The organism is Hydrogenimonas urashimensis (assembly GCF_016593255.1).
Classification (GTDB): domain Bacteria; phylum Campylobacterota; class Campylobacteria; order Campylobacterales; family Hydrogenimonadaceae; genus Hydrogenimonas; species Hydrogenimonas urashimensis.
In genome coordinates this window covers 705,438-729,204 of sequence record NZ_AP023212.1, presented here as the reverse complement: position 1 = coordinate 729,204, position 23,767 = coordinate 705,438, and the positions used below count along the sequence as shown (strand labels likewise).

26 protein-coding genes are annotated in these 23,767 nt (G+C 55.1%); 14 read left to right on the top strand and 12 right to left on the bottom strand.

All coding sequences use genetic code 11. The features are described 5' to 3' along the window. Positions 1–12: 12 nt before the first annotated feature. The 4 genes from rpsF to JMG82_RS03575 all read right to left on the bottom strand — a co-directional run bounded on the left by rpsF (position 13) and on the right by JMG82_RS03575 (position 4,244). Positions 13–408 carry a 30S ribosomal protein S6 gene (rpsF, locus tag JMG82_RS03590; protein WP_201353568.1) on the bottom strand — a complete coding sequence of 132 codons (396 nt, stop codon included), beginning with the start codon at positions 406–408 and terminating at the stop codon, positions 13–15. Between the two features lie 79 nt (positions 409–487). Beyond that, positions 488–1,468: a DNA polymerase III subunit delta gene (holA, locus tag JMG82_RS03585; protein WP_201353567.1), complete on the bottom strand. Its 981-nt coding sequence runs from the start codon at positions 1,466–1,468 to the stop codon at positions 488–490. A gap of 8 nt (positions 1,469–1,476) precedes the next feature. Continuing rightward, positions 1,477–3,435 (bottom strand): ribonuclease R family protein, encoded by a 1,959-nt coding sequence (locus tag JMG82_RS03580; RefSeq protein WP_201353566.1) that lies wholly within the window; start codon positions 3,433–3,435, stop codon positions 1,477–1,479. Next, the gene (locus JMG82_RS03575; protein WP_201353565.1) at positions 3,432–4,244 is read right to left on the bottom strand and encodes an HDOD domain-containing protein; all 813 of its coding nucleotides are present in this window, start codon (positions 4,242–4,244) and stop codon (positions 3,432–3,434) included. Before JMG82_RS03575 ends, JMG82_RS03580 begins: the two co-directional genes overlap by 4 nt. Before the next feature lie 250 nt (positions 4,245–4,494). Here JMG82_RS03575 and ilvC point away from each other — a divergent pair, with 250 nt between their 5' ends. The 4 genes from ilvC to JMG82_RS03555 all read left to right on the top strand — a co-directional run bounded on the left by ilvC (position 4,495) and on the right by JMG82_RS03555 (position 8,818). After that, positions 4,495–5,517 carry a ketol-acid reductoisomerase gene (gene ilvC, locus JMG82_RS03570; RefSeq protein WP_201353564.1) on the top strand — a complete coding sequence of 341 codons (1,023 nt, stop codon included), beginning with the start codon at positions 4,495–4,497 and terminating at the stop codon, positions 5,515–5,517. A gap of 37 nt (positions 5,518–5,554) precedes the next feature. Next, positions 5,555–6,619, top strand: coding sequence for a divergent polysaccharide deacetylase family protein (locus JMG82_RS03565; RefSeq protein WP_201353563.1), 1,065 nt, complete (start codon positions 5,555–5,557; stop codon positions 6,617–6,619). A gap of 89 nt (positions 6,620–6,708) precedes the next feature. Next, a complete protein-coding gene (locus tag JMG82_RS03560) occupies positions 6,709–8,043 on the top strand; it encodes an SLC13 family permease (RefSeq protein ID WP_201353562.1) in 1,335 nt (444 codons plus the stop codon). A 1-nt stretch (position 8,044) separates the two neighbouring features. Next, positions 8,045–8,818, top strand: coding sequence for a DNA-processing protein DprA (locus JMG82_RS03555; protein WP_201353561.1), 774 nt, complete (start codon positions 8,045–8,047; stop codon positions 8,816–8,818). On the opposite strand, the gene JMG82_RS03550 is transcribed toward JMG82_RS03555, so the two are convergent. Continuing rightward, the gene (locus JMG82_RS03550; protein ID WP_201353560.1) at positions 8,805–9,197 is read right to left on the bottom strand and encodes a hypothetical protein; all 393 of its coding nucleotides are present in this window, start codon (positions 9,195–9,197) and stop codon (positions 8,805–8,807) included. The genes JMG82_RS03555 and JMG82_RS03550 overlap by 14 nt on opposite strands. 51 nt (positions 9,198–9,248) lie before the next feature. Here JMG82_RS03550 and JMG82_RS03545 point away from each other — a divergent pair, with 51 nt between their 5' ends. From JMG82_RS03545 to ruvX, 3 genes are read left to right on the top strand one after another with little or no spacing between them, the layout of a single operon-like run. Further along, positions 9,249–9,794 (top strand): YbhB/YbcL family Raf kinase inhibitor-like protein, encoded by a 546-nt coding sequence (locus JMG82_RS03545; RefSeq protein WP_236579180.1) that lies wholly within the window; start codon positions 9,249–9,251, stop codon positions 9,792–9,794. Positions 9,795–9,797: 3 nt separating this feature from the next. Then, complete coding sequence (locus JMG82_RS03540; RefSeq protein WP_201353559.1) at positions 9,798–10,115, top strand: hypothetical protein; 318 nt, start codon at positions 9,798–9,800, stop codon at positions 10,113–10,115. 1 nt (position 10,116) lies between these two features. After that, positions 10,117–10,518 (top strand): Holliday junction resolvase RuvX, encoded by a 402-nt coding sequence (gene ruvX, locus JMG82_RS03535; protein ID WP_201353558.1) that lies wholly within the window; start codon positions 10,117–10,119, stop codon positions 10,516–10,518. 73 nt (positions 10,519–10,591) lie between these two features. Here ruvX and JMG82_RS03530 read toward each other — a convergent pair whose 3' ends face one another. The 7 genes from JMG82_RS03530 to hemW are packed head-to-tail and all read right to left on the bottom strand — an operon-like array spanning position 10,592 to position 16,781. Next, positions 10,592–12,454, bottom strand: a complete 1,863-nt coding sequence (locus tag JMG82_RS03530) for a GGDEF domain-containing protein (protein WP_201353557.1) — start codon at positions 12,452–12,454, stop codon at positions 10,592–10,594. Positions 12,455–12,463: 9 nt separating this feature from the next. Continuing rightward, on the bottom strand, positions 12,464–13,252 hold the full coding sequence (locus JMG82_RS03525; protein WP_201353556.1) for an exodeoxyribonuclease III: 789 nt from the start codon (positions 13,250–13,252) through the stop codon (positions 12,464–12,466). Between the two features lies 1 nt (position 13,253). Beyond that, positions 13,254–13,403 carry a hypothetical protein gene (locus JMG82_RS03520; protein ID WP_201353555.1) on the bottom strand — a complete coding sequence of 50 codons (150 nt, stop codon included), beginning with the start codon at positions 13,401–13,403 and terminating at the stop codon, positions 13,254–13,256. A gap of 19 nt (positions 13,404–13,422) precedes the next feature. Next, positions 13,423–14,472 carry a tRNA preQ1(34) S-adenosylmethionine ribosyltransferase-isomerase QueA gene (queA, locus tag JMG82_RS03515; RefSeq protein ID WP_201353554.1) on the bottom strand — a complete coding sequence of 350 codons (1,050 nt, stop codon included), beginning with the start codon at positions 14,470–14,472 and terminating at the stop codon, positions 13,423–13,425. After that, a complete protein-coding gene (tatC, locus tag JMG82_RS03510; protein WP_201353553.1) occupies positions 14,465–15,211 on the bottom strand; it encodes a twin-arginine translocase subunit TatC in 747 nt (248 codons plus the stop codon). The genes queA and tatC overlap by 8 nt, the downstream gene beginning before the upstream one ends. Next, positions 15,204–15,653, bottom strand: coding sequence for a Sec-independent protein translocase protein TatB (gene tatB / locus JMG82_RS03505; protein WP_201353552.1), 450 nt, complete (start codon positions 15,651–15,653; stop codon positions 15,204–15,206). The genes tatC and tatB overlap by 8 nt, the downstream gene beginning before the upstream one ends. 60 nt (positions 15,654–15,713) lie before the next feature. Next, on the bottom strand, positions 15,714–16,781 hold the full coding sequence (gene hemW, locus JMG82_RS03500) for a radical SAM family heme chaperone HemW (RefSeq protein WP_201353551.1): 1,068 nt from the start codon (positions 16,779–16,781) through the stop codon (positions 15,714–15,716). A gap of 195 nt (positions 16,782–16,976) precedes the next feature. Here hemW and JMG82_RS03495 point away from each other — a divergent pair, with 195 nt between their 5' ends. The 7 genes from JMG82_RS03495 to ligA all read left to right on the top strand — a co-directional run bounded on the left by JMG82_RS03495 (position 16,977) and on the right by ligA (position 23,728). After that, positions 16,977–17,462: an RNA pyrophosphohydrolase gene (locus JMG82_RS03495; RefSeq protein WP_201353550.1), complete on the top strand. Its 486-nt coding sequence runs from the start codon at positions 16,977–16,979 to the stop codon at positions 17,460–17,462. A 19-nt stretch (positions 17,463–17,481) separates the two neighbouring features. Continuing rightward, positions 17,482–18,687, top strand: a complete 1,206-nt coding sequence (locus JMG82_RS03490; protein WP_201353549.1) for an aspartate kinase — start codon at positions 17,482–17,484, stop codon at positions 18,685–18,687. Between the two features lie 114 nt (positions 18,688–18,801). Beyond that, a complete protein-coding gene (locus JMG82_RS03485) occupies positions 18,802–19,350 on the top strand; it encodes a HobA family DNA replication regulator (protein ID WP_236579179.1) in 549 nt (182 codons plus the stop codon). Position 19,351: 1 nt separating this feature from the next. Further along, positions 19,352–19,963, top strand: coding sequence for a DNA polymerase III subunit delta' (locus JMG82_RS03480; RefSeq protein WP_201353547.1), 612 nt, complete (start codon positions 19,352–19,354; stop codon positions 19,961–19,963). Then, positions 19,960–21,114: a dihydropteroate synthase gene (folP, locus tag JMG82_RS03475; RefSeq protein WP_201353546.1), complete on the top strand. Its 1,155-nt coding sequence runs from the start codon at positions 19,960–19,962 to the stop codon at positions 21,112–21,114. The genes JMG82_RS03480 and folP overlap by 4 nt, the downstream gene beginning before the upstream one ends. Further along, positions 21,111–21,749, top strand: a complete 639-nt coding sequence (locus JMG82_RS03470; protein WP_201353545.1) for a hypothetical protein — start codon at positions 21,111–21,113, stop codon at positions 21,747–21,749. Before folP ends, JMG82_RS03470 begins: the two co-directional genes overlap by 4 nt. Beyond that, entirely contained in the window at positions 21,746–23,728 is a 1,983-nt protein-coding gene (gene ligA, locus JMG82_RS03465; protein WP_201353544.1) for an NAD-dependent DNA ligase LigA, read from the top strand. Before JMG82_RS03470 ends, ligA begins: the two co-directional genes overlap by 4 nt. Positions 23,729–23,767 lie beyond the last annotated feature (39 nt).

The window sequence follows — 23,767 nt, the reverse complement described above, 5'->3', positions numbered from 1 at the left end:
CTTGAAATTCAGTTATGCAGTTTCGCCTGCAGTTTCGGCCGCTTGTGCGGCTTCCGCTTTTTTCGCGCTCACAGCGCCTGCTTTGTTGACGAGATTCTGCCATGCGTTGATCTCTTTTTTGTTTTCGTATTTCACATTCATGAAGCGGATAATCTCTTCATTGTAGCGAAAATTTCTCTCGAGTTCTTTGATGAGGCTGCTTGGAGCCGTGTAGTAAATAACGTAGTAGTAGCCGCGCTGGTTCTTTTCGATCTCGTAGGCGAGCTTTCGCATGCCCCAGTCGAATTCGCCGGCGATCTGGGCACCGTTTTTTTCCAGAATCGACTTGATGGTGTCGATCTGCGATTTGATCTCTTCTTCCGTCAGTGTCGGTTTGACGACGAAGAGTGTCTCGTAATGTCGTGTCATAGGTTGTTTCTCCTTGTGGTTTTCGCCCTTCTGGTTTTCTCCCGCCTGGTGTCGGGAAAGAGCAAAGAGCATCGCGATTTTACCCTAAGAAAGATTTAATTTTTATTAAGATTGACAACAAGAGTGTCTCTTTCTGGCTGGAGCCCCCGGCGGTCTTGATGGCGATTTCGCCCGCCGCGAGCGCATCGAATATCTTTTCAAAAAGAGGGAGGGGGATTTTGACAGCGAGCTGCGCGCGCTGTGTCTCGAGCTGTTTTGGCAGCCTGTATCCCAGAATTTCCGACGAGTCGGGGGCGCCATGGAGTTTGATATAGGTGTGGAACATGAAAAGCTGGGTCGTGAAATACTGAATCGCCCGGAGTATGGCGAATTCGTCCTCTCCGAGCTGTTGAAGCTGGGGTACAATTTCGCTCAACGGCTTCCTGGAAAAGAGTGAGAAGAGAAAGGTGTCCATCGCCATCGGCGCGAGAGAGAAGACATGCTCGTCGATCTCCTTGGCTCCGACGGGACCCTCCAGGATGGCCAGTTTTTCCAGCTCGTTCATCGCCATGGAGAGGTTGAGATTGAGAGTCATCAATAGATGTTCGAGAGCGTAGCGGTCGATGCGTATATCGAGTTCACGGGCACGCTGCTGGAGTAATTCGGCCGCCTCCCGCAGGTTCGGCGGAAAGAAACGGACATGCTCCGCTTCCATTTTTTTGCTGAAAGCGGATGCCATCGTTTTGAAATCGCTTCCCATATAGGCGAAAAGAAAAAAGTTGTTGGGATTGCGATGGGCTAGGTCGATGAGGTGGGTCAGCTCCTTTTTCGGTATTTTCCTGTCGCTCTTGACGAAAAGGAGATTGAGGTCTCCGAAGAGGGAGCTCTGCCCCAGGTAGTTTTTCGCCGCCTGGAAGTCGTATTCGTCGAAATAGAGCTTCATCATCCCGTCCTCCGCTCCCGTCAGAGCGATGTAACGCCGGGCATAAGCGTCGATGTAGTAGTCGTTCTCCCCATAGAGCATCAGGGATTTTGGGATGGTTCCCGAAGCCAGAAGCTGGTCGAATTCGCGTTTATACATGCCGCTTTTCACTCACTGCCGTGGTCTTCCAACAGATGGGTCGCTTTTTCCACCAGGACGAAAATCTTCGCCTGGGCAAGGTGGACGATGTTGACTTTCGCTTCGATGCGGTCAAAAAGAAGAAGATCGCTCTTGTCGCAGAAGATGCGCATGCCAAGGATCTTGCGGTCGGTCGTCGCCGCCGGTATCTGGGCGGTTTCGACAACGACGGCGTGGAGGGTCTCATCGCGGTGGGCGTCGGCCCACCGGGCATATTTGCGGGCCATGAAGTCCCACTCCACCCGCGTCGCTTCCCGCTCCAGTTCGCTGATTTTGATGCAAAGCGGTTCGATGTTGCGCAGAATGTACTCCCGTCTCTTCTCATCGTGGGAGAATATCGCCTTGAGAAGTCTGTGCAGTGTCAGGTCGCTGTAGCGTCGGATCGGGGATGTGAAGTGGGTATAGCGTTCGAATCCCAGGCCGAAATGGCCCACGTTTTCGTGGCTGTAGGCCGCCTGTTTCTGCGTCTGTATGAGGAGCTGGTCCACGTAGGGTTCTACCCCTTTGGTTCTGGCCTCTTTCTGAAGTTCGAGAACGAGGGCGTGGAAATCCTCTGCGGGCGTTTCGGCGTAGATGCCGATTTTGCCGAGTTCGTCCACGAGTTTCTCTATCCGTTCGGGAGTGGGGGGTTCGTGGACGCGGAAAATGCCGATATCGAAATGTTCCGCCGCCGCCTTGTTGGCCAGCAGCATACAATCTTCGATCAGCGCGTGGGAGGGGGTCGACTCCTCAAGACGTGTGGTGACGAGATTCTGGTTGTCGTCCAGGGTCATGCGCACTTCGGTGGAGCGGAAGTCGTATCCTTTTTTCAGGCGTTTTTCCCTCAGCCGGTCGGTCACGGATTTCAGGGGAAATATGAACGCAAGGGTCTCTCTGTCTTCTTCGGGGGCACCGGCGAAGCCGTTTTGAAGGTAGTCGTCGATCTCGTCGTAGTTGTAGCGCCGTTTCGAATTGATGATCGCTTCGAAAAACCGGTGGCTCTTCACTTCGAGACTCTCCGGGTCGAGTTCGAGACGGCAGACATAGGCGAGGCGGTCCACACGGGGTTTGAGCGAGCAGATGTTTTCGCTCAGCGTCCGCGGCAGCATCGGAATCGATTTGTGGGGAAAGTAGATCGAAAAACCGCGCCGCTTCGCCTCTTTGTCGATGGCGCAGTCGGGCGTGACGTAGTGGCTGACGTCGGCGATGGCCACATAGAGGGTGTGGTTTTTCACATCCCAGTAGATGGCGTCGTCGAAATCTTTGGCATCGACGGGATCGATGGTGCAGAATGGAAGATGACGCAGATCGGCCCTGTCGGGATAGAGCGCCGCATCGACCTCGTCGCCCCAGGCTTTGGCTTCTCTTTCCGCCTCGTCGCTGAAACGTTCCTGTTTGTTGAAAATGGCCAGGGATATTTTTTCGTCGATCGTCGGATCGTCAAGATTGCCAAGAATCTGCAGAATCTTCGATGTCCGATTGTCCACCTGGAAGACCGTATGTTCCACCAGGCCAGATGTGTCGCTTGCCAACTCCATCGGCAGATCGGTTTTGATGTGCATGGGCTCCAGGCCCGATTCGGTCCGTTTGATGTAGCCGATACCGTAGATGAAAGCGGGCTGAACGATTTTGATCACTTTGGCCGAAGGGCGTCCCGCCTTTCCGAAAAGCCGGCGAACGATGACGTAGTCGCCGTTTTTCGCGCCATGGAGATGTTCCGGCGGGATGAGAAGGTCTTTTCCCCTGGCCCCGATCAGTTCCAAAAACGCGGTGCCGGATGGGAGGAGATCGAGTGTGCCGGCGCGGTATTTCGAGTCGAGCACGACCCGTCCGTCGTCGCTCTCTTTGACGATCTGCTCGCGAATCAGCTCTTCAAGAAGGGGCAGGTTCTCCTTTTCGATATCCCTTTTTAAAGCTCCTCTGGCGATTCGCGTCAGAAATGCTCTCATGGACGGATTTTTTCGATGGTCGCGTGGAGTGTTTCGGCGTCGAGTCCGTAGCGGTCCGCCTTTTCATAGGCACTCTGGACACACGCCTCGCAGAGAGGACGGGTAAAAGGAACCGCTTCTTTGACGACATGGAGTATCTGTGTATGTTTGCGGATCTCTTCCGAAGCCTCTTCCGGTGTCGTCAGAAAGCGCATCATTTCGATCATTTTCTCACTGAACTGCCAGTGTTTGAACATCAAGGCGGCGATCCATTCGCTGGAGATGCCCAGATGTTCCTTTTCGACCGCTACGATCTCTTCGGAAGTTTCCGCTTCCGCGATGGCCTGAGTGAATGCTCTGTCTTTGTTCTCCTCTTTCAGGACGATCGATGCGACCACTTTGCCAAGCTCCATCAGAAGCGAAAGTGTCATCATTTCGGCCTGATGGGTCGCAATCTGGTTCTTGCCCCACTGCAGCGTCAGTGCGTTTTGCAGCGAGGAGACTTCCGTCAGATGGGTATGGGTGCTTCCGTAGGGGGAGAGATCGATCGGAAAACTTTTTCTCACAGCGTAGGAGATGGCGAATCCCTGAATCGTGCCCATGCCAAAAAGCGCGACGGCCTGGTCGATCGAAGTGATCTGCCGGCTGAATCCGTAAAGCGGGGAGTTGGCGGCTTTGAGAATGTCCGCCGTGAACATCGGGTCCTGCTTGACGATCGGCACCAGCTCCTTGATGGTTCCTTCCGGATCGTTGCAGATCATCCGGACTTTGTTGACGCTTTCGGGAAGGGGAGGAAGCGATTTGACTTTTTTGATGATTTTTTCGACCATGAGAATCTCCGGGCGTGTGTTTTGGATGTTGGATTTTGGAACCCATTGTACTAAAGAGTAACTTAAAAAACCGATGCTTCGCAGCAGTCACCATCGGTAAAAAAAGGTGTGTCATGTCAAAATCGGCATCGACGCCATTTCGTTAAGCGAAGGCCTCATCGTAGGGAGCGAAGAGGGGGAATGTGAAAATTTATATGATTCAAAGCACCGTTTCAATATAATCACCCAAATTTTTACCAAAGGATTCCATATGGCATTGAATGTCTATTACGACAAAGATTGCGATATCTCCATCATTCAGTCGAAGAAAGTGGCGATGATCGGCTTCGGAAGCCAGGGACACGCCCATGCCGAAAACCTCCGCGACAGCGGTGTCGAAGTGGTTGTCGGTCTGCGCGAAGGCGGCAGCAGCTGGAAGAAGGCACAGGCGAAGGGCTTTACCGTTCTGCCGGTCGCCGAAGCGGTCAAAGAGGCCGATGTGGTCGTCATTCTGCTGCCCGACGAAACCCAAAAAGCGGTCTACGACAACGAAATCGCCCCCAACCTCAAAAGCGGCGCGACCATCAGTTTCGGTCACGGTTTCAACATCCACTACGGACGCATCCAACCCGCCGAGGATATCAACGTCATGATGGTCGCCCCCAAGGCGCCGGGCCACACGGTCCGCAGCGAATTCGTCAAAGGCGGCGGCATTCCCGACCTGATCGCCGTGCATCAGGATCCCAGCGGCAACACCAAAGAGCTGGCACTCTCCTACGCTTCCGCCATCGGCGGCGGCCGTACGGGCATTATCGAAACGACCTTCAAAGACGAAACGGAAACCGACCTCTTCGGTGAGCAGGCGGTCCTGTGCGGTGGCGTCAGCGCCCTGATCCAGGCCGGTTTCGAGACACTCGTCGACGCAGGCTACCCGGAAGAGATGGCCTATTTCGAATGTCTGCATGAAATGAAGCTCATCGTCGACCTGATCTTCGAAGGCGGTATCGCCGACATGCGCTACTCCATCTCCAATACCGCCGAGTACGGCGACATGGTGAGCGGTCCGCGCGTCATCAACGAAGCGAGCCGCCAGGCGATGAAAGAGATTCTAAAAGAGATCCAAAACGGCAAATTCGCCAAAGATTTCATCCTCGAGGGACAAGCGGGCTACCCCCGCATGAACGCCGAGCGCAACAATCTCAAAAACCATCCGGTCGAGGTGACGGGACGACGACTGCGTGCGATGATGCCTTGGATCAAAGCCAACAAGATCGTCGATCAGGAAACCAACTAGCAATTTCCGTGCCTCCCGGCACGGATTCGGATAACAGATGACAAAACGTTCCTCCTCCGCAAAAAAACCGAAACGTACCCCGCGCAAACGCAAGAAAAGCGCCTCGGCCCGCTGGCAGATATACCTGCTGGGCGGTTCCGTCGCATTTTTGATTCTGCTCGTTCTGATGGCCCTTTCGGGATGGGTCGGATACGAAATGGGACGGGAAGAGGCGGCCAAAGCCTGCCGGCAGAAGGTGACGGATTATAGAAACGATCTGCAGAAACTCCGCCAAAAACTTGCATCGCAGCAGAAGAGGAGAATAGCCGGACACGCACCCGCTTTCCGACATCCCGTCGCAAAAAAAGAGGAGAAAAAAACCGAAAATCTTTCGGAAATCAGAGATTTCGTCGCAGCGGGCGGAAAGGAGAGCGCGAAGCCGCCTGTCAAGGAGGAGATCCGCCTCAAACGGCCGAAACTGGCCATCGTCATCGACGATGTCGCCTATGCGTCGCAGATCAGGGCGATCCGGTCGCTTCCGTGGCACATTACCCCCTCGATCTTCCCGCCGACGGCTTCCCACCCCAATACACCGAAGATCGCAGGCAGTCTGGAACATTTCATGATCCATCTGCCGATGGAGGCGCTCAACTACAACAGTCCCGAAGATGCGACCCTGACGACGGAGAGTTCGTCGGCGGAAATCGACCTGCGCCTGCGCAGGCTCAGGGAGTGGTTCCCCCGCACCCACTTCATCAACAACCACACAGGCAGCAGGTTCACCTCCGACTACGACTCGATGAAACGCTTCTATCCGATCGCGAAGCGCTACGGTTTTGTCTTTATCGACAGCCGTACGACACCCCGGACCGTCGTGCCCCGGATCTGCAAAACCTATCACGATCCCTACGTGGCCCGCGATGTCTTTCTTGATAACGAACCCGATATCGCCTATATCCAAAATCAGCTCAAAAAGGCGGTGAAGATTGCGAAATCCCACGGATACGCCATCGCGATAGGGCATCCCCATACGACGACATTCAAGGCTCTCGCCGGATCGAAAAAGATCCTCAAAGACGTCGATGTGGTCTATATCGACGAACTTTACGGAAAAATTCGTTAGAATCTCTCTAAGATACGAGATCCCATCCCAAAGAGACGGACGGACGTTACCTTCCGTTCTGACCGGTGGCGTAAAGAAAGGGTGTCGCAATGAAAAAGATCGGTCTGGCCCTGCTTGTCGCATTGGCGGGAGGTGGCTTCGCCTCTTTGTTTTTTACCCCCGTGCAGGCGCAGCTTCTCGGGATTGTGATTCTGCTTGTGGTGATGTGGACCAACAATGCGCTGCCGTTGGGGGTGGTGTCGCTTCTTCCCATTCTGCTCTTTCCCGCTTTCGGCATCACCGAACTCAAAAGTGTGACACCCAACTACGCGAAATCGATCATCTTTCTCTTCATCGGGGGATTCATGCTCGCCATCGCGATGCAAAAGAGCAATCTTCATCTGCAGATATCCAACAGACTGCTGCGTGTTTTTCCCAATACGGCACGCGGAATCATCTACGCCATGGCGATCGTGTCGGCACTTCTTAGCTCCATACTCTCCAATACGACCATCACGCTGATGCTGATGCCCATCGGACTCTTCATCACCGAAAATCCCCGCCTTAAAATCCGGATACTTCTGGCGATCGCCTACGGTGCGAGCATCGGGGGAATTTTGACTCCCATCGGCACACCGCCCAACCTGCTTTTGCTGGGTTATCTCGAAGAGATCGGGTTGAACGCTCCCACCTTCACGGAGTGGATGGGAATGACCTCTCCTGTCGTCTTGACGATGCTTCTGCTGATGCCTTTCGTACTGGGGCATGGCATGAAAGACGAATCGGTCGGCAGGATGGAAGAGAGAACCGAAGCGATGACGAAAGATCAGAAGAAGCTGCTGTGGATTCTGGGGGGTCTCTCGCTGCTGCTGCTTCTGAACACACCTGTGAAACCGTGGTATCCGGGGCTTGGACTCAATGAAAAAGCTCTCCTGCTGGCATCGGGACTGTTGCTCTTTTTCCCCGGGATCGATCTGCTCAACTGGGAGGACAGCCGCGCGATACCCTATGAGATCATCTTTCTTTTCGGTGCCGGTTTCAGCATTGCCCAGGCGTTCGGTTCGACCCACCTGGCCGAAGCCGTCGCACACAAGCTCGCTTTCGTCCAGACGCTGCCGTTATGGCTGACGCTGGGCGTGATCGCCCTGGCCATCAGTTTTTCGACGGAGATTACCAGCAACACGGCACTCACTTCGATCGCTCTGCCGGTCATGGCACAGCTCTACGGCGTGGACCATCCCGAAACGCTCCTGGTGCTGATGGTCACGACAGTGGCCGCCAGTTACGCTTTCATGCTGCCCATCGCCACGCCGCCCAACGCCATCATCATGAGTTCGCGGATCATCCAGGTCAAAACGATGGCCACATTGGGATTTCTGATCGATCTGATCGGTGTCGCGATCGTTTCGCTGACAGCCTATGCTCTCTGGCAGTGGGTGCTGTAGAATGGTTCGAAAAGTCGATTTCCCGATTCCCGAACTGGAGGAAATGGAGCACTATCCCCCGCACCTCTGGTACAAAGGGAACCGGGCGCTTCTGGCCAGACCGAAAATTTCTATCGTCGGCTCCCGCAGACCCCTGAGCTACACCCGAAGCGCCGTGATGCAGCTTGCCGCCGCACTCTCGAGACGGGGCATCGTCATCGTCAGCGGGGCCGCGATGGGTGTCGATGCACTGGCGCACAGGGGTGCCGGGGTTTCGAATACGATCGCCGTGATGGGGTGCGGTCTTGATCACCGCTATCCCGCCATCAACGCCTCTTTGATCGGGGAGATCGAAGAGAAGGGGCTGGTGATGAGCCAGTTCGAACCCGGTTTCAGGGCGCGGGGGTGGAGTTTCGTTGTGCGCAACGAAACGGTCGTGGCCCTGGGCAGCGTGCTCGTCGTGGCGCAGGCGGACCGAGACAGCGGAACGATGCGCAGTGTCGCATTTGCCGAAAAGATGGGAAAGAAAATCTATGTTCTTCCCCATCGCCTCGGTGAAAGCGAAGGCACGAACGACCTGCTCAAAGAGGGGCGTGCGGAAGCGATTTACGATATCGACGCTTTTGCCTCTTTGTTCGGTGCATCGGAGGAAGCAAGCGGCGGGGAGGATTTCATCCTCTACTGCAAATCGGCGCCTTCCTATGAAGAGGCGGTGAAAAGATTCGGCGATCGCCTCTTCGAAGCGGAACTGGAGGGGCGAATCGCCATCGAGAACGGCAGGGTCATTCTCCTTTGATCTCGTCGTAGCGGGCGTAGAGGTTGCTGATCAGCTCGAAAGCGTTACTGCCGTCGGTGGGATACTCGACGATGCACTCCTCCACCGGTTCGATCGCCAGGGCGTTGATGATGGTGTCATGGACATTGAGGGCTCCGTTCCAGTCGGTGCCCGGGAGCATCGCGATCAGTTTGCCTTCGATATAGAAGAGTCGGTCGCTCTCCCGAAGTACGGGCTGAACGAGTTCACGGATATTCTCTTCGTCCCCCTGGGGATAGGGAATGAGCAGAATCGAGAAGACCTTTTCGTATCCTTCGTTCGCGAGCCGCTCCATGAAAGTGATATGGTATTCGACCAGTGTTTTCAGAAGCTCCTTGTATCCGAAAATTTTCGCTTTCATAGATACTCCTTTGTATTTGCTATATAATACCAAAAAACGAGGAGCGATGAGATGGGTAAACTCTTTCGACTGATGACGGCGGTGCTCGCTTTGCAGATCGTTCTGGCCGCAGGGGGATTCACGCTCGAAAGCCCCGACCTTTCCCAACGGCTTTCGCCGGCGCAGGTCTATAACGGATACGGGTGCCGCGGAAAGAACATTTCGCCCGAACTTCGGTGGCATGGAGAGCCGAAAGGGACGAAGAGTTTCGCCGTGACGATGTTCGATCCCGACGCGCCGAGAAAAGGGGGGTGGTGGCACTGGCTCGTGTTCAACATCCCCTCCGGCTGTCACAGGCTGCCCCGCGGTGCGGGAGACCCTCAAAAAGGGATGCTGCCTGACGGCGCGGTGCAGAGTATGAACGATTTCGGAGAAAAGGGATACGGCGGGGCCTGTCCTCCCAGGGGGCATGGCCTCCACCGCTACATTGTCACCGTCTACGCACTCGATGTGGCGAAGCTCGCGCTGGATGCCGGCACGCCTCCGGCCGAAGTTGCTGCCATGATCGAAAAACACACCCTCGCCAAAGCGTCGATCACCTCACGCTACGGACGTTGAGAGATGCTCTATGTCGCCGCTGCGCTGCTGTTTCTGCTTTTTGGCCTGCTGCTCTATCGGGCCTACGCAAGAGAGAGGGATGTGTCGATGGCGCTCAAAGGGGCCGCGATGATCGGCGCCGGCTTTTTCTTCATCGCGATAGTGCGTTCGATGATCGTCTACAAGCCGCTGATGATCCTGCATATTGCGGCGGTTTTTCTCTACGGGTACGGGGTTGTACGTTATCTGCTCGCACGGGAAACGAGAATCGTGTTGCTCGCGGCACCTCTTGTGAGTATCCTCCTCTTCTTCGTGACCGCCTGGTTTTTCAGGGAGGTGTGACGTGGGCACCGATGCGAAAACCGCCGCCATCGATGTAGGACTCAAGCGCATAGGTACGGCGATTACGCTGGACGGGAAGGTGGCGATACCCCAGAATCCGATATTGCGGAAAAACAGGGAACAGGCCGCGCGCGACCTGGACGCCTTCTTGAAAGAGTGGGGCATCGAAAGGCTGGTCGTGGGGATTCCCAAAGGCGGTAGCAGTTCGGAAGAGATGGAACGCAGGATCCGCCACTTCGTCAAGCTCCTCGATTTCGACGGAGAGATCGTCTATGTCGACGAATCCGGAAGCAGTGTGGAAGCCGCGGAAATGATGAAGGGTATCACGCGCCAGCGCAGAGACGGCAGGCTCGATTCCGTCGCTGCGCAACTCATACTCGAGCGATACCTTCTGAATCACTGATGGTACATCCCGATCATCCCTCGGGCAAGAACGTAACGAAGCGAGAGGCAAAAGCGCGGGCTCAACCGTACGATCAGCCAAGCATATCTTCGTGAAAGAGGACGATCTGGTTGCGTCCGCTCTCTTTGGCCCGGTAGAGAGCGATGTCCGCATGCTTGATCGCCTCGCGCAGGGAGATGGCAGAACTCTCCGGATAGAAGCTGATACCGATGGAGATCGTCTTTTTGATACGCTCTTTCTTCGCGTAGATGGTCCGCTTCGAAAAGTCCTTCCGGATCGTTTCGGCCACTTTGACCGCCCCCTCTCTGGTACTTTCGTGCAGCAGGACCAGGAACTCTTCGCCCCCGTAGCGCACAGCGATGTCGGAGGCACGGATATGATCCTGGATGATGAGCCCAAGGAGCTTGATGAACTTGTCCCCGATATCGTGGCCGTAGGTGTCGTTGACATGCTTGAAGAAATCGATGTCGATCATCAAGACGGCGTATTTGGTGTGGCTGCGTTTGGCCTGGTTGTCGATCTTGTCGATGAACTCTTCGAGGAACTTGCGGTTGTAAAGCCCCGTCAGACCGTCGAGCAGCGACTGTTCGCGGAGTTTTTGGGTCAGTATCTTGCTTTCGATCACCGGCTTGACATTTTCGAGGTAGTAGCGCAACTCGAGAACCGATTCGCGGTAGCGGTCCATCTCCTCCCTCGTTTTGGCGAAAAGCGCGATGATGATCGTCGAATATTCGTTGATATCCACGGGAATGCAGTAGTAGAAGGAGATCTTGTCCTCGCCGGTGAGCGTCATCGACGGAAATTCGAAGGTGATTTCGTCCACGTCGATGTTTTCGATGTATTCCGTCATCGGCTCCTCGTTCTCCGTCAGATGTTTCGAAAGGGTGGCCGCTGTGGAGTAGACGAGCGTCTTGACCTGCTCTTTCCTGTCGACGCTGTAGATACTGAAATGTTCCGCGTGGGTGACGTCACGGACGATGTTGATGATATGGTTGTAGACCTGGATGATGGAGGGGTCTTTTTCGATGGCGTATCGGAACCGATAGACGTTCGCCAGCATATGAAGCGCCCGGGACGCTTTTTCGAGGGGGTGGCCCGCCTGAATGTCGAGGTCGCGGATGAGGAGGTTGAACCGCTTGACGATCGAGTCGATCGAATCCCTGAAAATCCCGATGAGTTTATTGTAGTTTTCCGCCACTTCCCGCATCTGGACGGAGGGATAGTCGGTGGAAACCGTCCGGGTGAAATCCCCTTCGTTGGCCCTGTTGATCGATTCGGAAAACTCGTCGACGAACTTTCTGTAGGGTTTGACGGCATATCGCTGTATCAGTAGAATGGCGATGATCGCGGCAAGAACGATGAGAACGAGGTTTCTCAAAAACGCTTTCACCGCACCCGTCTCGGCGCTTGTGTCGTACTCCAGATTCAAAACACCCAGCACATCCCCTTCGACCACATTGTGGCACCGCATGCATTTGGGATCTTCGATGGACGAGGCGACAAAGGGGACCGAAACGCGCATTTTCGAGACGAAGAACCCGTCGGGATGGTCCACCTGCGCCTCTGCCTCCTTGAACACCTTTTCGTCGACGCTGTCCGCTGCTTTGGTCAGGTATCCCTCTTCACCGTATTCGTCGATCAGGTTTTCCGAACGGGTGATCCAGAGCGATTTGAGACGGGTGTCGGCCTTGATGGAACGCAGGCAGCTCTCCAGGCTCTCCCAGTTCTCGCCCGAGCCGTGGAGATTGAGGCAGTCACGGGCGGTTTCGGCCCTCTCTATCAGGGAAGAGGCGGTTGCGTCAAGCTGCATATTGCGGACCACCGTGGCGCTGACACCGACGATGGCCGCCGCAGAGAGCAGAAGCACGACGAGTGTGAAAAAAGAGAGTTTTCTGTCTGTGCGCAACGATATGCCTTTGCCTGGAAGCTTGATCACACGCCGTCCTTATAGGGTCCCGAAAGTCGCCACGATGGGGGCATGGTCGCTTGGCGTCGGAGAACGCCGCCGTCTTGTCCAAAGATCGATATCGATCGCCTCGAGATTGTCACAGCCGGTTTCGCTCGCCAGGAGATAGTCGATACGCATGCCTTCGTCCCGCCAGATGCCGCCTCCCCGGTAATCCCACCAGGTAAAACCCTTCTCTTTCGGATGGCGGGCCCTGTAGCAATCGACAAGACCGGTTTGAAGAAGGGTGCGCATCTTCTCCTTTTCGCTGGGCAGGAATCCGACGGCCCCTTCGAAGACTTCCGGGTCGTAGACATCGATCTCCTCCAGTGCGACGTTGAAGTCTCCCAGCAATATCACCTTTTGGTATTCTTTCAGAAGTGCGGCGGTATATCGTGTCAGTGCGTCGAAAAATTCCATTTTGTAACGATGCCGCTCCTCTCCCTCCAGACCGCCACGGGGAATGTAGCAGTTGAGCAGCACGGTCTCTGCGATGCGGCACTCCAGCAGCCGCTTTTCCCGGTCGAGCACATCGATGCCAAACGCGGTTTTGACATCTTCGATGGGAAGTTTCGAACAGACGGCGACGCCGTTGAGACGTTTCTGCCCGTTGACGGCACAATGGTAGCCGAGTGCTTCGAAACGCCCGGTTGGAAACTGCTCCGCTTCGCACTTGATCTCCTGGAAACAGAGGATGTCGACCTCTCTTTTCTCATTGAGCCAGCGTTCGATGAGGTCGATGCGCGATCGTATGGAATTGACGTTGAACGTGCAGACGGTTACGGCCATTTCAATCTTTCAGAATATCGTTCATGCGTTTGGTGTCGGGATTTTCGTTCGGGTCGCGTTTGGGTTTGCGGAGTTCCCATACCAGCGTAAAGAGAAGACCGGCGGCAATACCGATGATCGCGACGATTTTAATCCAGAACTCTTGCGGCATGTTCACTCCTTTTCATCCCCTACAATATCAGCATGGCGTCGCCATAGCTGTAAAATCTGTATCGGTTCTGTATGGCACAACGATAGACCTCCATCGTCTTTTCCAGCCCAAGAAAGGAGGCCACCAGCATGATCAGCGTCGACTTCGGCAGATGGAAGTTCGTCAGCAGATGATCGACGCGTCTGGGCGGATTTCCCGGGTGCAGAAAAAGATCGCACTCCCCGAAACTCTTTTTGGTTCGGACATAATATTCGATCGTGCGGGCCACCGTCGTTCCGATTGCGAGCAGTTCGCGGCCGGAATCGATGAGGGCACGGGTTTTTTCGGGTATTTCGTAATATTCGCTGTGCATGGGATGATCCGTGATCCTTTCCGTTTCGACGGGTTTGAACGTTCCGGCACCCACGTGCAATGTTATGGGGTATATATCGAAACTTTTCCGCATTTTGTTAAATAGCTCCTCCGTAAAGTGGAGCGAAGCGGTCGGTGCGGCCACGGCACCCTCCTGTCTGGCGAAGACAGGCTGGTAATGGAGCGTATCCTCTTCCCTCTCTTCCCGCTGTATGTAGGGTGGAAGCGGAACGTGTCCGAACCGGTCGAGACGGTGCAGCAGTGCTTCGAAGGTGAGAATTTCACCGTTGCCGTCCATGAAGCGGACGACCCGGCTGCCGTCGGCACAAAGTTCCAGGACCTCCGCCTGCAGGCTCTCTCCGAAAAGCAGGACGCTGCCTGGTCTGACCTTGCCGCGTATCAGGACACTGTAGCGCTGCGCGTCGAGCTGTTTGTTGATCAGGAGTTCCACCTTTCCGCCACTCTGCTTTTTCCCGAACAGGCGTGCCTTGATCACTTTCGTGTCGTTGTAGACGACGCTGCACCCTTTGGGAATGAAAGAGAGAAGATTTCTGAAAGTGGTGTGGGTGATGGTGCCCTTTTTGCGCTCCACGACAAGAAGTCTGGCACTCTCTTTGGGATTAGCGGGTTCCGTGGCTATGAGCTCCGGGGGGAGCCGGTAGTCGTAGCTTTCGGTCGCGAGAAGATCGGGTACCCGGTTTTCAGACAGTCTATTCATCCTCTTCTTCGATCTCTTCCTCTTCGGGCGGGGTGTAGGGGTTGACTATCTTCGCGATCAGGATGGAGACGCCGTACAGGAGTATCAGCGGGATCGCCATCAGCAGCTGCGTCACGACATCCGGCGGGGTCAGAAGCGCCGCGAGTACGAAAATCAGGATGATGGCGTATTTGAAAAAGCTCTTGAGCGTCTGGTCGTCCACGAGTCCCAGAAGGGCCAGGAAAAAGGTCAGAACGGGAAGCTCGAAAGCGATGCCGAAACCGACCATGATTTTCGTGAAAAAGCCGACGTATTCGTTGATTTTCGGCGCGACGGTGACGATCTGTTCGGCGAAATTGACGAGAAAGGCGAACCCGTAGGGGACCACCACGTAGTAGGCGAAGGCCGCCCCGAGGAAAAACATGCCCGAAGCGAAGAAAACGAATGGCCAGATATACTTTTTCTCATGCTCGTAGAGTCCCGGCGCGATGAAGAGCCAGAACTGGTAGAGGATGAAGGGAAGCGCCATCAAGAAGCCTGAAAAGAGCGAAACCTTGACGGCGGTGAAGAAGACTTCCGGAACCCCCGTGGCGATCATCATGGAGGTGTCGGGCAGCACTTTTTTTAGCGGTTGTGTCATCCAGTCGAGAATCGGCTCGTAGAAATAGAAAGCGATGAAGAAACAGACCACCAGTGCACCGATGGAGTAGGCGAGCCGTTTTCGCAGCTCCGCGATGTGGGGTTTGAGATCCTCAAACATTGGCTTCCTTTTCGTTGGAGTCGTCTTCGGGAGCGTAGACAGAGCGGTTCGGGCGGCGTTTTTTGGGGAAGGTCACCGTTTCGCGTTTCGGTTCGATCTTCTCCTTGATCTCCTCCGCCTCCTCTTCGAGACGGGTTTCCGCTTTTTTCACATCTTCGACCGTTTCGGTCAGCTCCTCCAGCGTGGTGAGGTCGGCTGTCGTGGCACGTTCGAGCTGGTGCGTCGCATCGTCGAGCTGTTTTTTGTATTTGAGTGCCTCCTCTTTCAGCTCACTGATCTTCAACTCCTCTTCGAGAGAGCTCTTGGCGTCGTTGACGGTACGCTTGATACTCCGGAAAAACTTCGCGATCTGAATCATCGTATCGGGCAGTTTGTCGGGACCCAGAAATAAAACAGCGATCACGACGATGAAAAATATTTCACTCAATCCCATGCCAAACATTGCATGTCCTTCTTGATAGTAGACTGGCTTTTAAAGTGGACAAGTCTAACAAAAAAGTGATTAGCCCAGGATAAAAAGGGCGATTTCGTCACTCAGCAGATAGTCGGTGTTGTAGTAGCGCCGCCCCTCATGGCGGAGCTTTCCCTCCCTTGCGAGCAGATCGCATCGCGAACGCATCGAAGGATCCAGAAGGTGGGTTTCGATGCCGACGACGCTTCGAAGGCCAAGAAAGATCTTCTCTTCCACAATCTCCTCGGGCGTCAGCTTTTCGACCGTTTTGTGGAGGGGGTCGCCGATATACCTTTCGATTTCGCGGTGCGGATAGAGGCGTTCGTGCCCGATCCTTCCCACGGCGCCGCTGCCTATGCCGAGGTAGGGCCTGTACTCCCAGTATCCCAGGTTGTGCCGGCAGGGCGAGAGACCGAAATTGGAGATTTCGTAGTGCTCCCATCCCTCCGAAAGGAGCCGGTCTCTTAGAAGAACCGCCTGTTCGACCGACTCCTGTCTCACCTCGGGCCTCTTCTGAAAAGGGGTCCCCTCCTCGATTGTGAGTTCGTAGGCGCTCAGATGGTCGATGGGGAGCGAGAGGGCCTCTTCGATCTCTTCGCCGACACGTTCGGGTGTATCGAGCATCGTGGCGTAGATGAGGTCGATGGAGACGTGCGCAAATCCGACCTTCCCGGCATTCTCCACCGCCTCATAGGCATCCCGCGCCCGGTGGGCCCGTCCAAGCAGGCGCAGTTTCTCCTCGAAAAAGCTCTGGACGCCGAAACTCACCCGGTTCATGCCAAGTTCGTGCATCCCCCCGAGCCACTCCGCCGTGGCGCTGTTGGGATTGGCTTCTGTTGTCATCTCTGCATTCTCCTGCAGGTAGGGAGCCAACAGTTTCAGCAAAGGTTCGTAGAGCGCCGGCGAAACGGTGGAAGGGGTGCCTCCCCCGATGAAAAGTGTCCCGATGCCGTCCGGCTGGATGCCGAAGCGTTCCAGGTCGTATTCGAGCTGGCGGAGAAGGGCCTGCATGTAGCGCTCTTTGTACTCGAAACGGTCGACGTAGGAGTTGAAGCTGCAGTAGTGGCACTTGCTGTCGCAGAAAGGAATGTGCAGATATAAAAGTAGACTCTCTTTCAAATTCTCAGTGGGCCTTAATCGTGATTTCTATACAATCATACCAAAAATTCAACACACTGTTCGATTCGGCAGCATCCATCATGCGCCCGTCTGCCGCGATATTGGCGGAAAATAGGCAGAAGAGTCCGTTCGCCCGTGCGGTTTTGCAAGCGCAGAGACGGGAAGAGGCAATAGTGTTCAACAAAGTCAAAAGTTATGAATGATCGAAAAGAGAAGAAAACCAAAAGATACCGACCCAATGTCGCAGCGATCATTCTCTCATCCAAATATCCGGAAAAGGTGGAATTTTTTATCGCTTCACGAAGTGATGTCAGGGATGCCTGGCAGTTTCCGCAGGGAGGCATCGACGAAGGTGAGAGCCCCAAAGAGGCACTTTTTCGAGAACTGAAGGAGGAGATCGGTACCGATGAGGTCGAAATCGTGGCGGAGTTCCCCGAATGGGTCAGCTACGATTTCCCGGAGATGATCGCGAAAAAGATGTATCCCTACGACGGGCAGCGCCAGAAATATTTTCTCGTTCGTCTCAAACCGGGAGCGAAAATCAATCTTGAGACCGAGGTGCCGGAGTTCGTGCAGTACACCTTCGTACCCTACGGGAAGATTTTCGATTTCATCACCTATTTCAAGCGCCCCATCTACAAGAAGGTGCTGGAATATTTCAGAAAAAAGGGTTATCTGTAATGATGCAAAAGGATAGAGCGTGCTGATTGTCCAGAAATACGGCGGAACCAGCGTAGGCGATCTCGACCGTATCGCGAATGTCGCGAAACGGGTCGCCCGCACACGGGACGAGGGCCATGATGTGATTGTCGTCGTCTCCGCCATGAGCGGTGAAACCAACAAACTGATCGAATACGCCCATTTTTTCTCCAAGACACCGGAGCGGGAGGCGATGGATTTACTGCTGAGCTCCGGAGAGCGTGTCACGAGTGCGCTTTTGAGTATCGCCCTCAACGAGATGGGCTATCCTGCACGGGCCATGACAGGACGGCAGGCGGGCATCCTGACCGACAGGACCCATACCTCCGCGCGGATCGAGCATATCGATCCCAAACCGATGGCGGAAGAGGTCAGGCAGGGTAAAATCGTCGTCGTAGCCGGTTTTCAGGGCATCAATCCCAACGGCCGGGTCACGACCCTCGGACGGGGCGGCAGCGATTTGACGGCCGTGGCGATCGCCGGTGCGCTGGGGGCGGACCTGTGTGAGATCTACACGGACGTCGACGGCGTCTATACCACCGACCCGCGTATCGAACCCAAAGCGAAGAAGATGGATCAGGTCAGTTACGAAGAGATGCTCGAACTCGCTTCGCTGGGCGCGAAAGTGCTGCAGAACCGCTCCGTCGAACTGGCCAAGAAGATGGGGGTCAACCTCGTCACCCGCAGCAGTTTCAACGACAATCCCGGAACTTTGATCACAAAGGAAGAAAACATCATGGAAAAACCCCTCGTCAGCGGTATCGCGCTCGACAAGAACCAGTCCCGCGTCAGTCTCAAAGGTGTCGAAGACCGGCCAGGCATCGCATCGGAGATATTCAATGCGCTCGCCGAAGAGGCGATCAACGTCGATATGATCGTCCAGACGATCGGAGCGGACGGTAAGACGGAGATCGATTTCACAGTGCCCCAGAGCGAGATTGAACATGTCAAACGGGCACTCAAGAAATTCGAAGAGGGCATCGGGGCCATCGAATACAAAGAGGATGTGGCGAAAGTATCCATCGTCGGTGTCGGCATGAAAAGCCACAGCGGAGTGGCTGCCAAAGCCTTCACGACGATGGCGAACGAGAATATCAATATCGAGATGATCAGCACCAGCGAAATCAAGATTTCGATGATCATCGACGAAAAATACGCCGAACTGGCGGTACGGGCGCTTCATGAGGCGTATGAACTCGATAAGTGAAATGCTAAAAGTGAATCGTGAAAAGGTGAGGAAGCTCGCTTCGCAGCGGCTTTCCGATACTGTTCATTATCCACTGTTCACTATTTTCCCAAATCTTTCACCTAGGGAGCTTTGGTGAAAGATCTGCTCTCCTGGACGCTTGAGACGATCCGAAACGACGATACGATGATGAGCTGGCTCGAGGAGCGGCGTTACGAGTGGGCGCCGATCGTCGGCAGTGCCCTCTCCAAGATTCTGGAGGGTCAGAGTGTCCTCCTTCTTGCAGACGAACAGAACCGCTGGTTCGAGGAGTATATCGTCCGTCGCATCAACCGTCCGGGCATGAGCCGCCCGCTGCTTCCTTTCTTCTCCTTCGAAGCGGTCTATCCCCATGTCGATGCGATTCGGACCGACCAGGATATCGATCTACTCTTCGATATGCTCTCTCTTTCCTATCCGCAGGGCTGTTTCTTCTGGTATATCGGTAAAGCGGACCACCCCAGAGCCCGTATCGCCTTCCGCAATGACGAGTCGCTGCTGTGGGTCATGGATGAGGAGATGACCAACAGTTTCACGCTGCGCTCCTACGACGAGATGATCGACATCAAGCTTCTTCAGCTTTTCAGGCTTTTTGACAAAACATTGAGTGCCGCGCTTTTTGCTGAAGTGGACACAGGGGGCTGAGATGGCCGCACCCGTTTCGAAAATCGTACTGACCGACCGTTTCGAGACGATCTTTTTCGAACTGAAAGAGCATTATGCCGATGCGGTTTTCCACCGGATCGAAACGGACGATTTTCTGATCGAGCACGCCAGGGAGGCGGTGGACCGCGCTTCGCTGACCAGCGACAGGGAAAAGGTCATCGTTTTGGCGGCCAACCGTTTTACCCCCATCGCCCAGAACAAGCTGCTCAAAATCATCGAAGAACCTCCCTCCAAAACCCATTTCATTCTGATGACACCCTCCAAATCCGGATTGCTCGCCACGATACGCTCCCGTCTTCCGATCGAAAACAGAATCGTCGCAAAGGAGGAGGAAAAAAGCGGCGTCGACCTGGAACGGTTCGACCTCTCGCGGCTTTTCGATCTGCTCCGCACACACCGGCGCATCGACGCGAAACGGGCGGCCGCACTCGTAGAAAACATCTCCAAGGAGGCGATGCGAAGCGGAAACTACCGGCTCGATGAGGAACTGCTTGAGACATTTTCCCAAAGTGTCCGGCTGCTGGATATGGGTTCACCGCCCAATTTCGTTCTCGCGAGGCTCGGCCTGAAACTGCTGGAGAGAAAGAAGTGAGAATCTACCGTATCGACAGACCGTCCGATGAAAAAGCCCTTTTGGAGCGTTTGGGGTGCGACAGCGTGGGCGTGACCATCATGTCGAGGAAGATGCGGACCCATCTTTTTCTCATCAAAGGGATGCCTGCCGGTGCCGCGAACATTCTCAAACAGGATGCTTTGGCGGTGGGTGCGGATCTGGCGGTTCCGGCCGGTGTCGTCGTCTGCAGAGGCGAAACCTTCGACGGTGTACTGATGGGAACGAAGCGCCAACTGCTGGAGCTCGCCAGGCGGGAAAAAATCCAGCCTTTCGGCCTGAAGAAACTTGGCGCCGCGATCGAGACGTTTCTGAAAAAACATGCCGCACCTGTGAAGATCATGGGGGTGATCAACGCAAACGACGACAGTTTCTACCCTGCAAGCCGCTTTCGGGAATCGGCCGCCGTCGCGGCGATCGAACGGATGATCGAAGAGGGTGCCGATATCATCGATATCGGCGCCGTCTCTTCGAGGCCCGGAAGCAAACCGGTGGAAGCCCGGGAAGAGCTGGCGCGGCTCAAGCCGGTGCTTGATGCCGTCAGGACGCAGCATCTGACGCAAAGAGCGGCATTCAGCATCGACTCCTACACGCCCGAGGCGGTCTCCTACGCGCTGGAGTGCGGATTTGCCATCGTCAACGACATCACCGGCATGCGAAACAGAAAGATCGGAGAACTGGCCAAAACCTACGGCGTGCAGCTGGTGCTGATGCACATGCAAGGAACTCCGCAAACGATGCAGAAAAATCCGGTGTACGAAGATGTGATGCTCGATCTTGATCGCTTTTTCGAAGAGCGCATCGAAGCGGCCGAAGAGATCGGCCTCAAAAAAGATGCGCTGATTCTCGATGTGGGCATCGGCTTCGGCAAAAAGCTGGCCCACAACCTGAAGCTTCTGAAAAATCTCGAACATTTCACCCGTTTCGGCTGCCCCGTTCTGATCGGCGCCAGCAGAAAATCGATGATCGACAGCATCGTGCCGACCCCTGTGCAGGAGCGGCTGCCGGGCACGCTCGCCATCCATCTTGAAGCGGTGCGCCGGGGTGCATCGATCGTGCGGTGTCACGATATCGCGGCACATCGCCAGGCGATAGCCGTTTTCGAAGCGATCGAAAAAGGAGAAACGTTGTGAAACATCTGACGATTGCCATACTCATCTGGCTTCTGTTCGCCGGCTGCGAGACGAAGCCCCCCGCATCGACACCGCAGCAGGTGGCGCAAACCTTCTGGCATGCGATGAAAAACGGCGACCGAAGGATGGCGAAAGCCCTGACGGTGCGTCAGCGCATCGACGACGCACCGCCTTTTCGCATAGAGCTTGAAAACGTGAGGGCAAAAGGTACCCGCGTCATCGACGGAAGGGCCTTCGTCCCGACTGCTGTGACCTTCACGATTCCGATCGGAAAGAAGGCCTCTGCCGAATGCAATGCCACGTTCGATACGGAACTTCTGAAAGTCCAGAACCGGTGGCTCGTCGACGATATCGTGACGATGGAAAACTACAAAGAGGGTGTCGAAAAAGGCGCCATTGCCTGCGGCACGAAGCTGCTGGACGAAACGTTACGCGAAGGGGTTGAAGCCTTCGAAAAGTTTCAAAAAGAGCTGGGGAACGAGAGTCGCAAGCTGCAGGAGAGATGGAAAAAGACGATGCAGATATGGCGGCAGGAGATGCTGGAGGCACTCAAGGGATTGCAGCAGGAGCTCGAAAAGGGACCCCAAAAGCGCGACGAACACCTCCCATCGCCTAAAAAAGGGGAACGGATATGACGAAAAAAGATTACAAAAAAGCGGTCGAAACCCTCAAAAAATGGGCGTACGCCTACTATATCGAAGACAATCCGCTCGTGACCGACGAGGTGTACGACAAGCTTTACAGGGAAGTCGAAGCCTACGAAAAGGAGCACCCCGAAGACATCGATCCCACATCCCCGACCCAGAGAGTCGGGGCTCCTTTGAAAGAGGGATTCGCAAAAGCGAAGCACCTGAGCCGAATGTGGAGCATGGAGGATGTCTTCAACGAAAAAGAGTTCGAAGAGTGGATGGCGCGCATCCGGAAAAACTTCCCCGACGAGCGCTACTACGTGGAGCCGAAATTCGACGGCGCGAGCCTCAACCTGATCTACGAGAACGGTCTTTTGAAGCAGGCGATCACCCGCGGCGACGGGATCGAGGGCGAGGATGTCACCAACAACGCCAGAACGATCCAGTCGATACGGCTGGAGATTGACCACAGCGATCTCATCGAAATTCGCGGCGAAGTGCTGATGACCAAACAGGAGTTCGACCGCATCAACAAAGAGCGTGCCATGAAGGGTGAACCGCTCTTTGCCAATCCCCGCAACGCGGCGGCGGGAAGCCTCCGGCAGCTCGACCCGAAAATCACGGCCAGACGCAACCTGCTTTTTCAGCCCTGGGGCGTGGGTGTCCACTCCCTTCCCTACGAATACCTGAGTGAAATCATGGCTTTTGTCTACGACCTTGGCTTTCGCAAACCTCCCGTCAGAAAGGTCTGCAAAACGGTTGAAGAGATCGAAGCGATCTACGAAGAGCTCAAAACGATGCGCGATTCACTGGACGTGATGCTCGATGGCATGGTGGTCAAGGTCGACCGCATCGCGGCCCAGAATGCGCTCGGCTACACCGTCAAGGCGCCGCGCTGGATGGTGGCGTACAAATTTCCCGCCGTCGAGAAACAGACCCGCATCAAAGATGTGGTGTTCCAGGTGGGGCGTACCGGCGTGATCACTCCGGTGGCGGTGCTTGAGCCGGTGGAGGTGGAGGGTGTTATCGTCGAACGGGCGACCCTCAACAATTTCGACTACATCGAGAAGATGGATGTGCGCATCGGCGACATGGTGACGCTGATCAGAAGCGGCGACGTGATTCCCAAGATCATCAAAGTCCTCACACAGTACCGCACGGGCAAAGAGAAGAGGATTGTGCGCCCCACCCACTGTCCCGTCTGCGGAAGCGAACTGCTGGACGAGGGAAAGCTGATCAAGTGCCAGAACATCAACTGCCCGGCCCGTGTCATCAATTCGATCATCTACTTCGCCTCCAAGCAGTGCATGAACATCGACGGCCTGGGCGAGAAGATCGTCGAACAGCTCTACGAAGCGGGGCTTGTCAAGGAGCTCGAAGATGTCTACCATCTGACGATGGAGGAGCTTCTGAAGCTCGAAGGGTTCAAAGAGAAGAAGGCGAAAAACCTCCTCGATGCCATCGAGAAGAGCAAAGGAGCGGCGTGCTGGCGCTTTCTCAATGGCCTTGGGATCGAGCATATCGGAGAGGTCGCGAGCAGGAAGATCTGCCAGACCTACGGCCTCGATTTTATCGATCTGACAAAAGAGCAGCTGATGGCCATCGAGGGATTCGGCGAAGAGATGGCCGAAAGCTATCTGGAGTTCATGCGGGTCAACCGCAGTAAGGTGGAGCGGCTTTTGCGCATCATCCGTCCCAAAGCGCCCGAAAAAGAGGAGATCGTCGAATCGCCCTTTACGGGCAAGACGGTTGTGCTGACGGGTACGATGAAAAAATCGCGGGGCGAGATCAAGGCGATGCTCGAACATCTCGGCGCCAAAGTCAGCGGCAGCGTCTCAAAAAAGACCGACTACGTCATCTACGGCGAAGACCCCGGAAGCAAATACGACAAAGCGAAGCAGCTGGGTGTGGAGCTGATGCCCGAAGAGAGGATGTGGGAGCTGGTAGAAGATGTGGAGAACCAGGAGAGTGTGGATGGTCGGTGATTCGCTGGTGGGCATGGTCGGCTCGAGGCGCGGACTCTC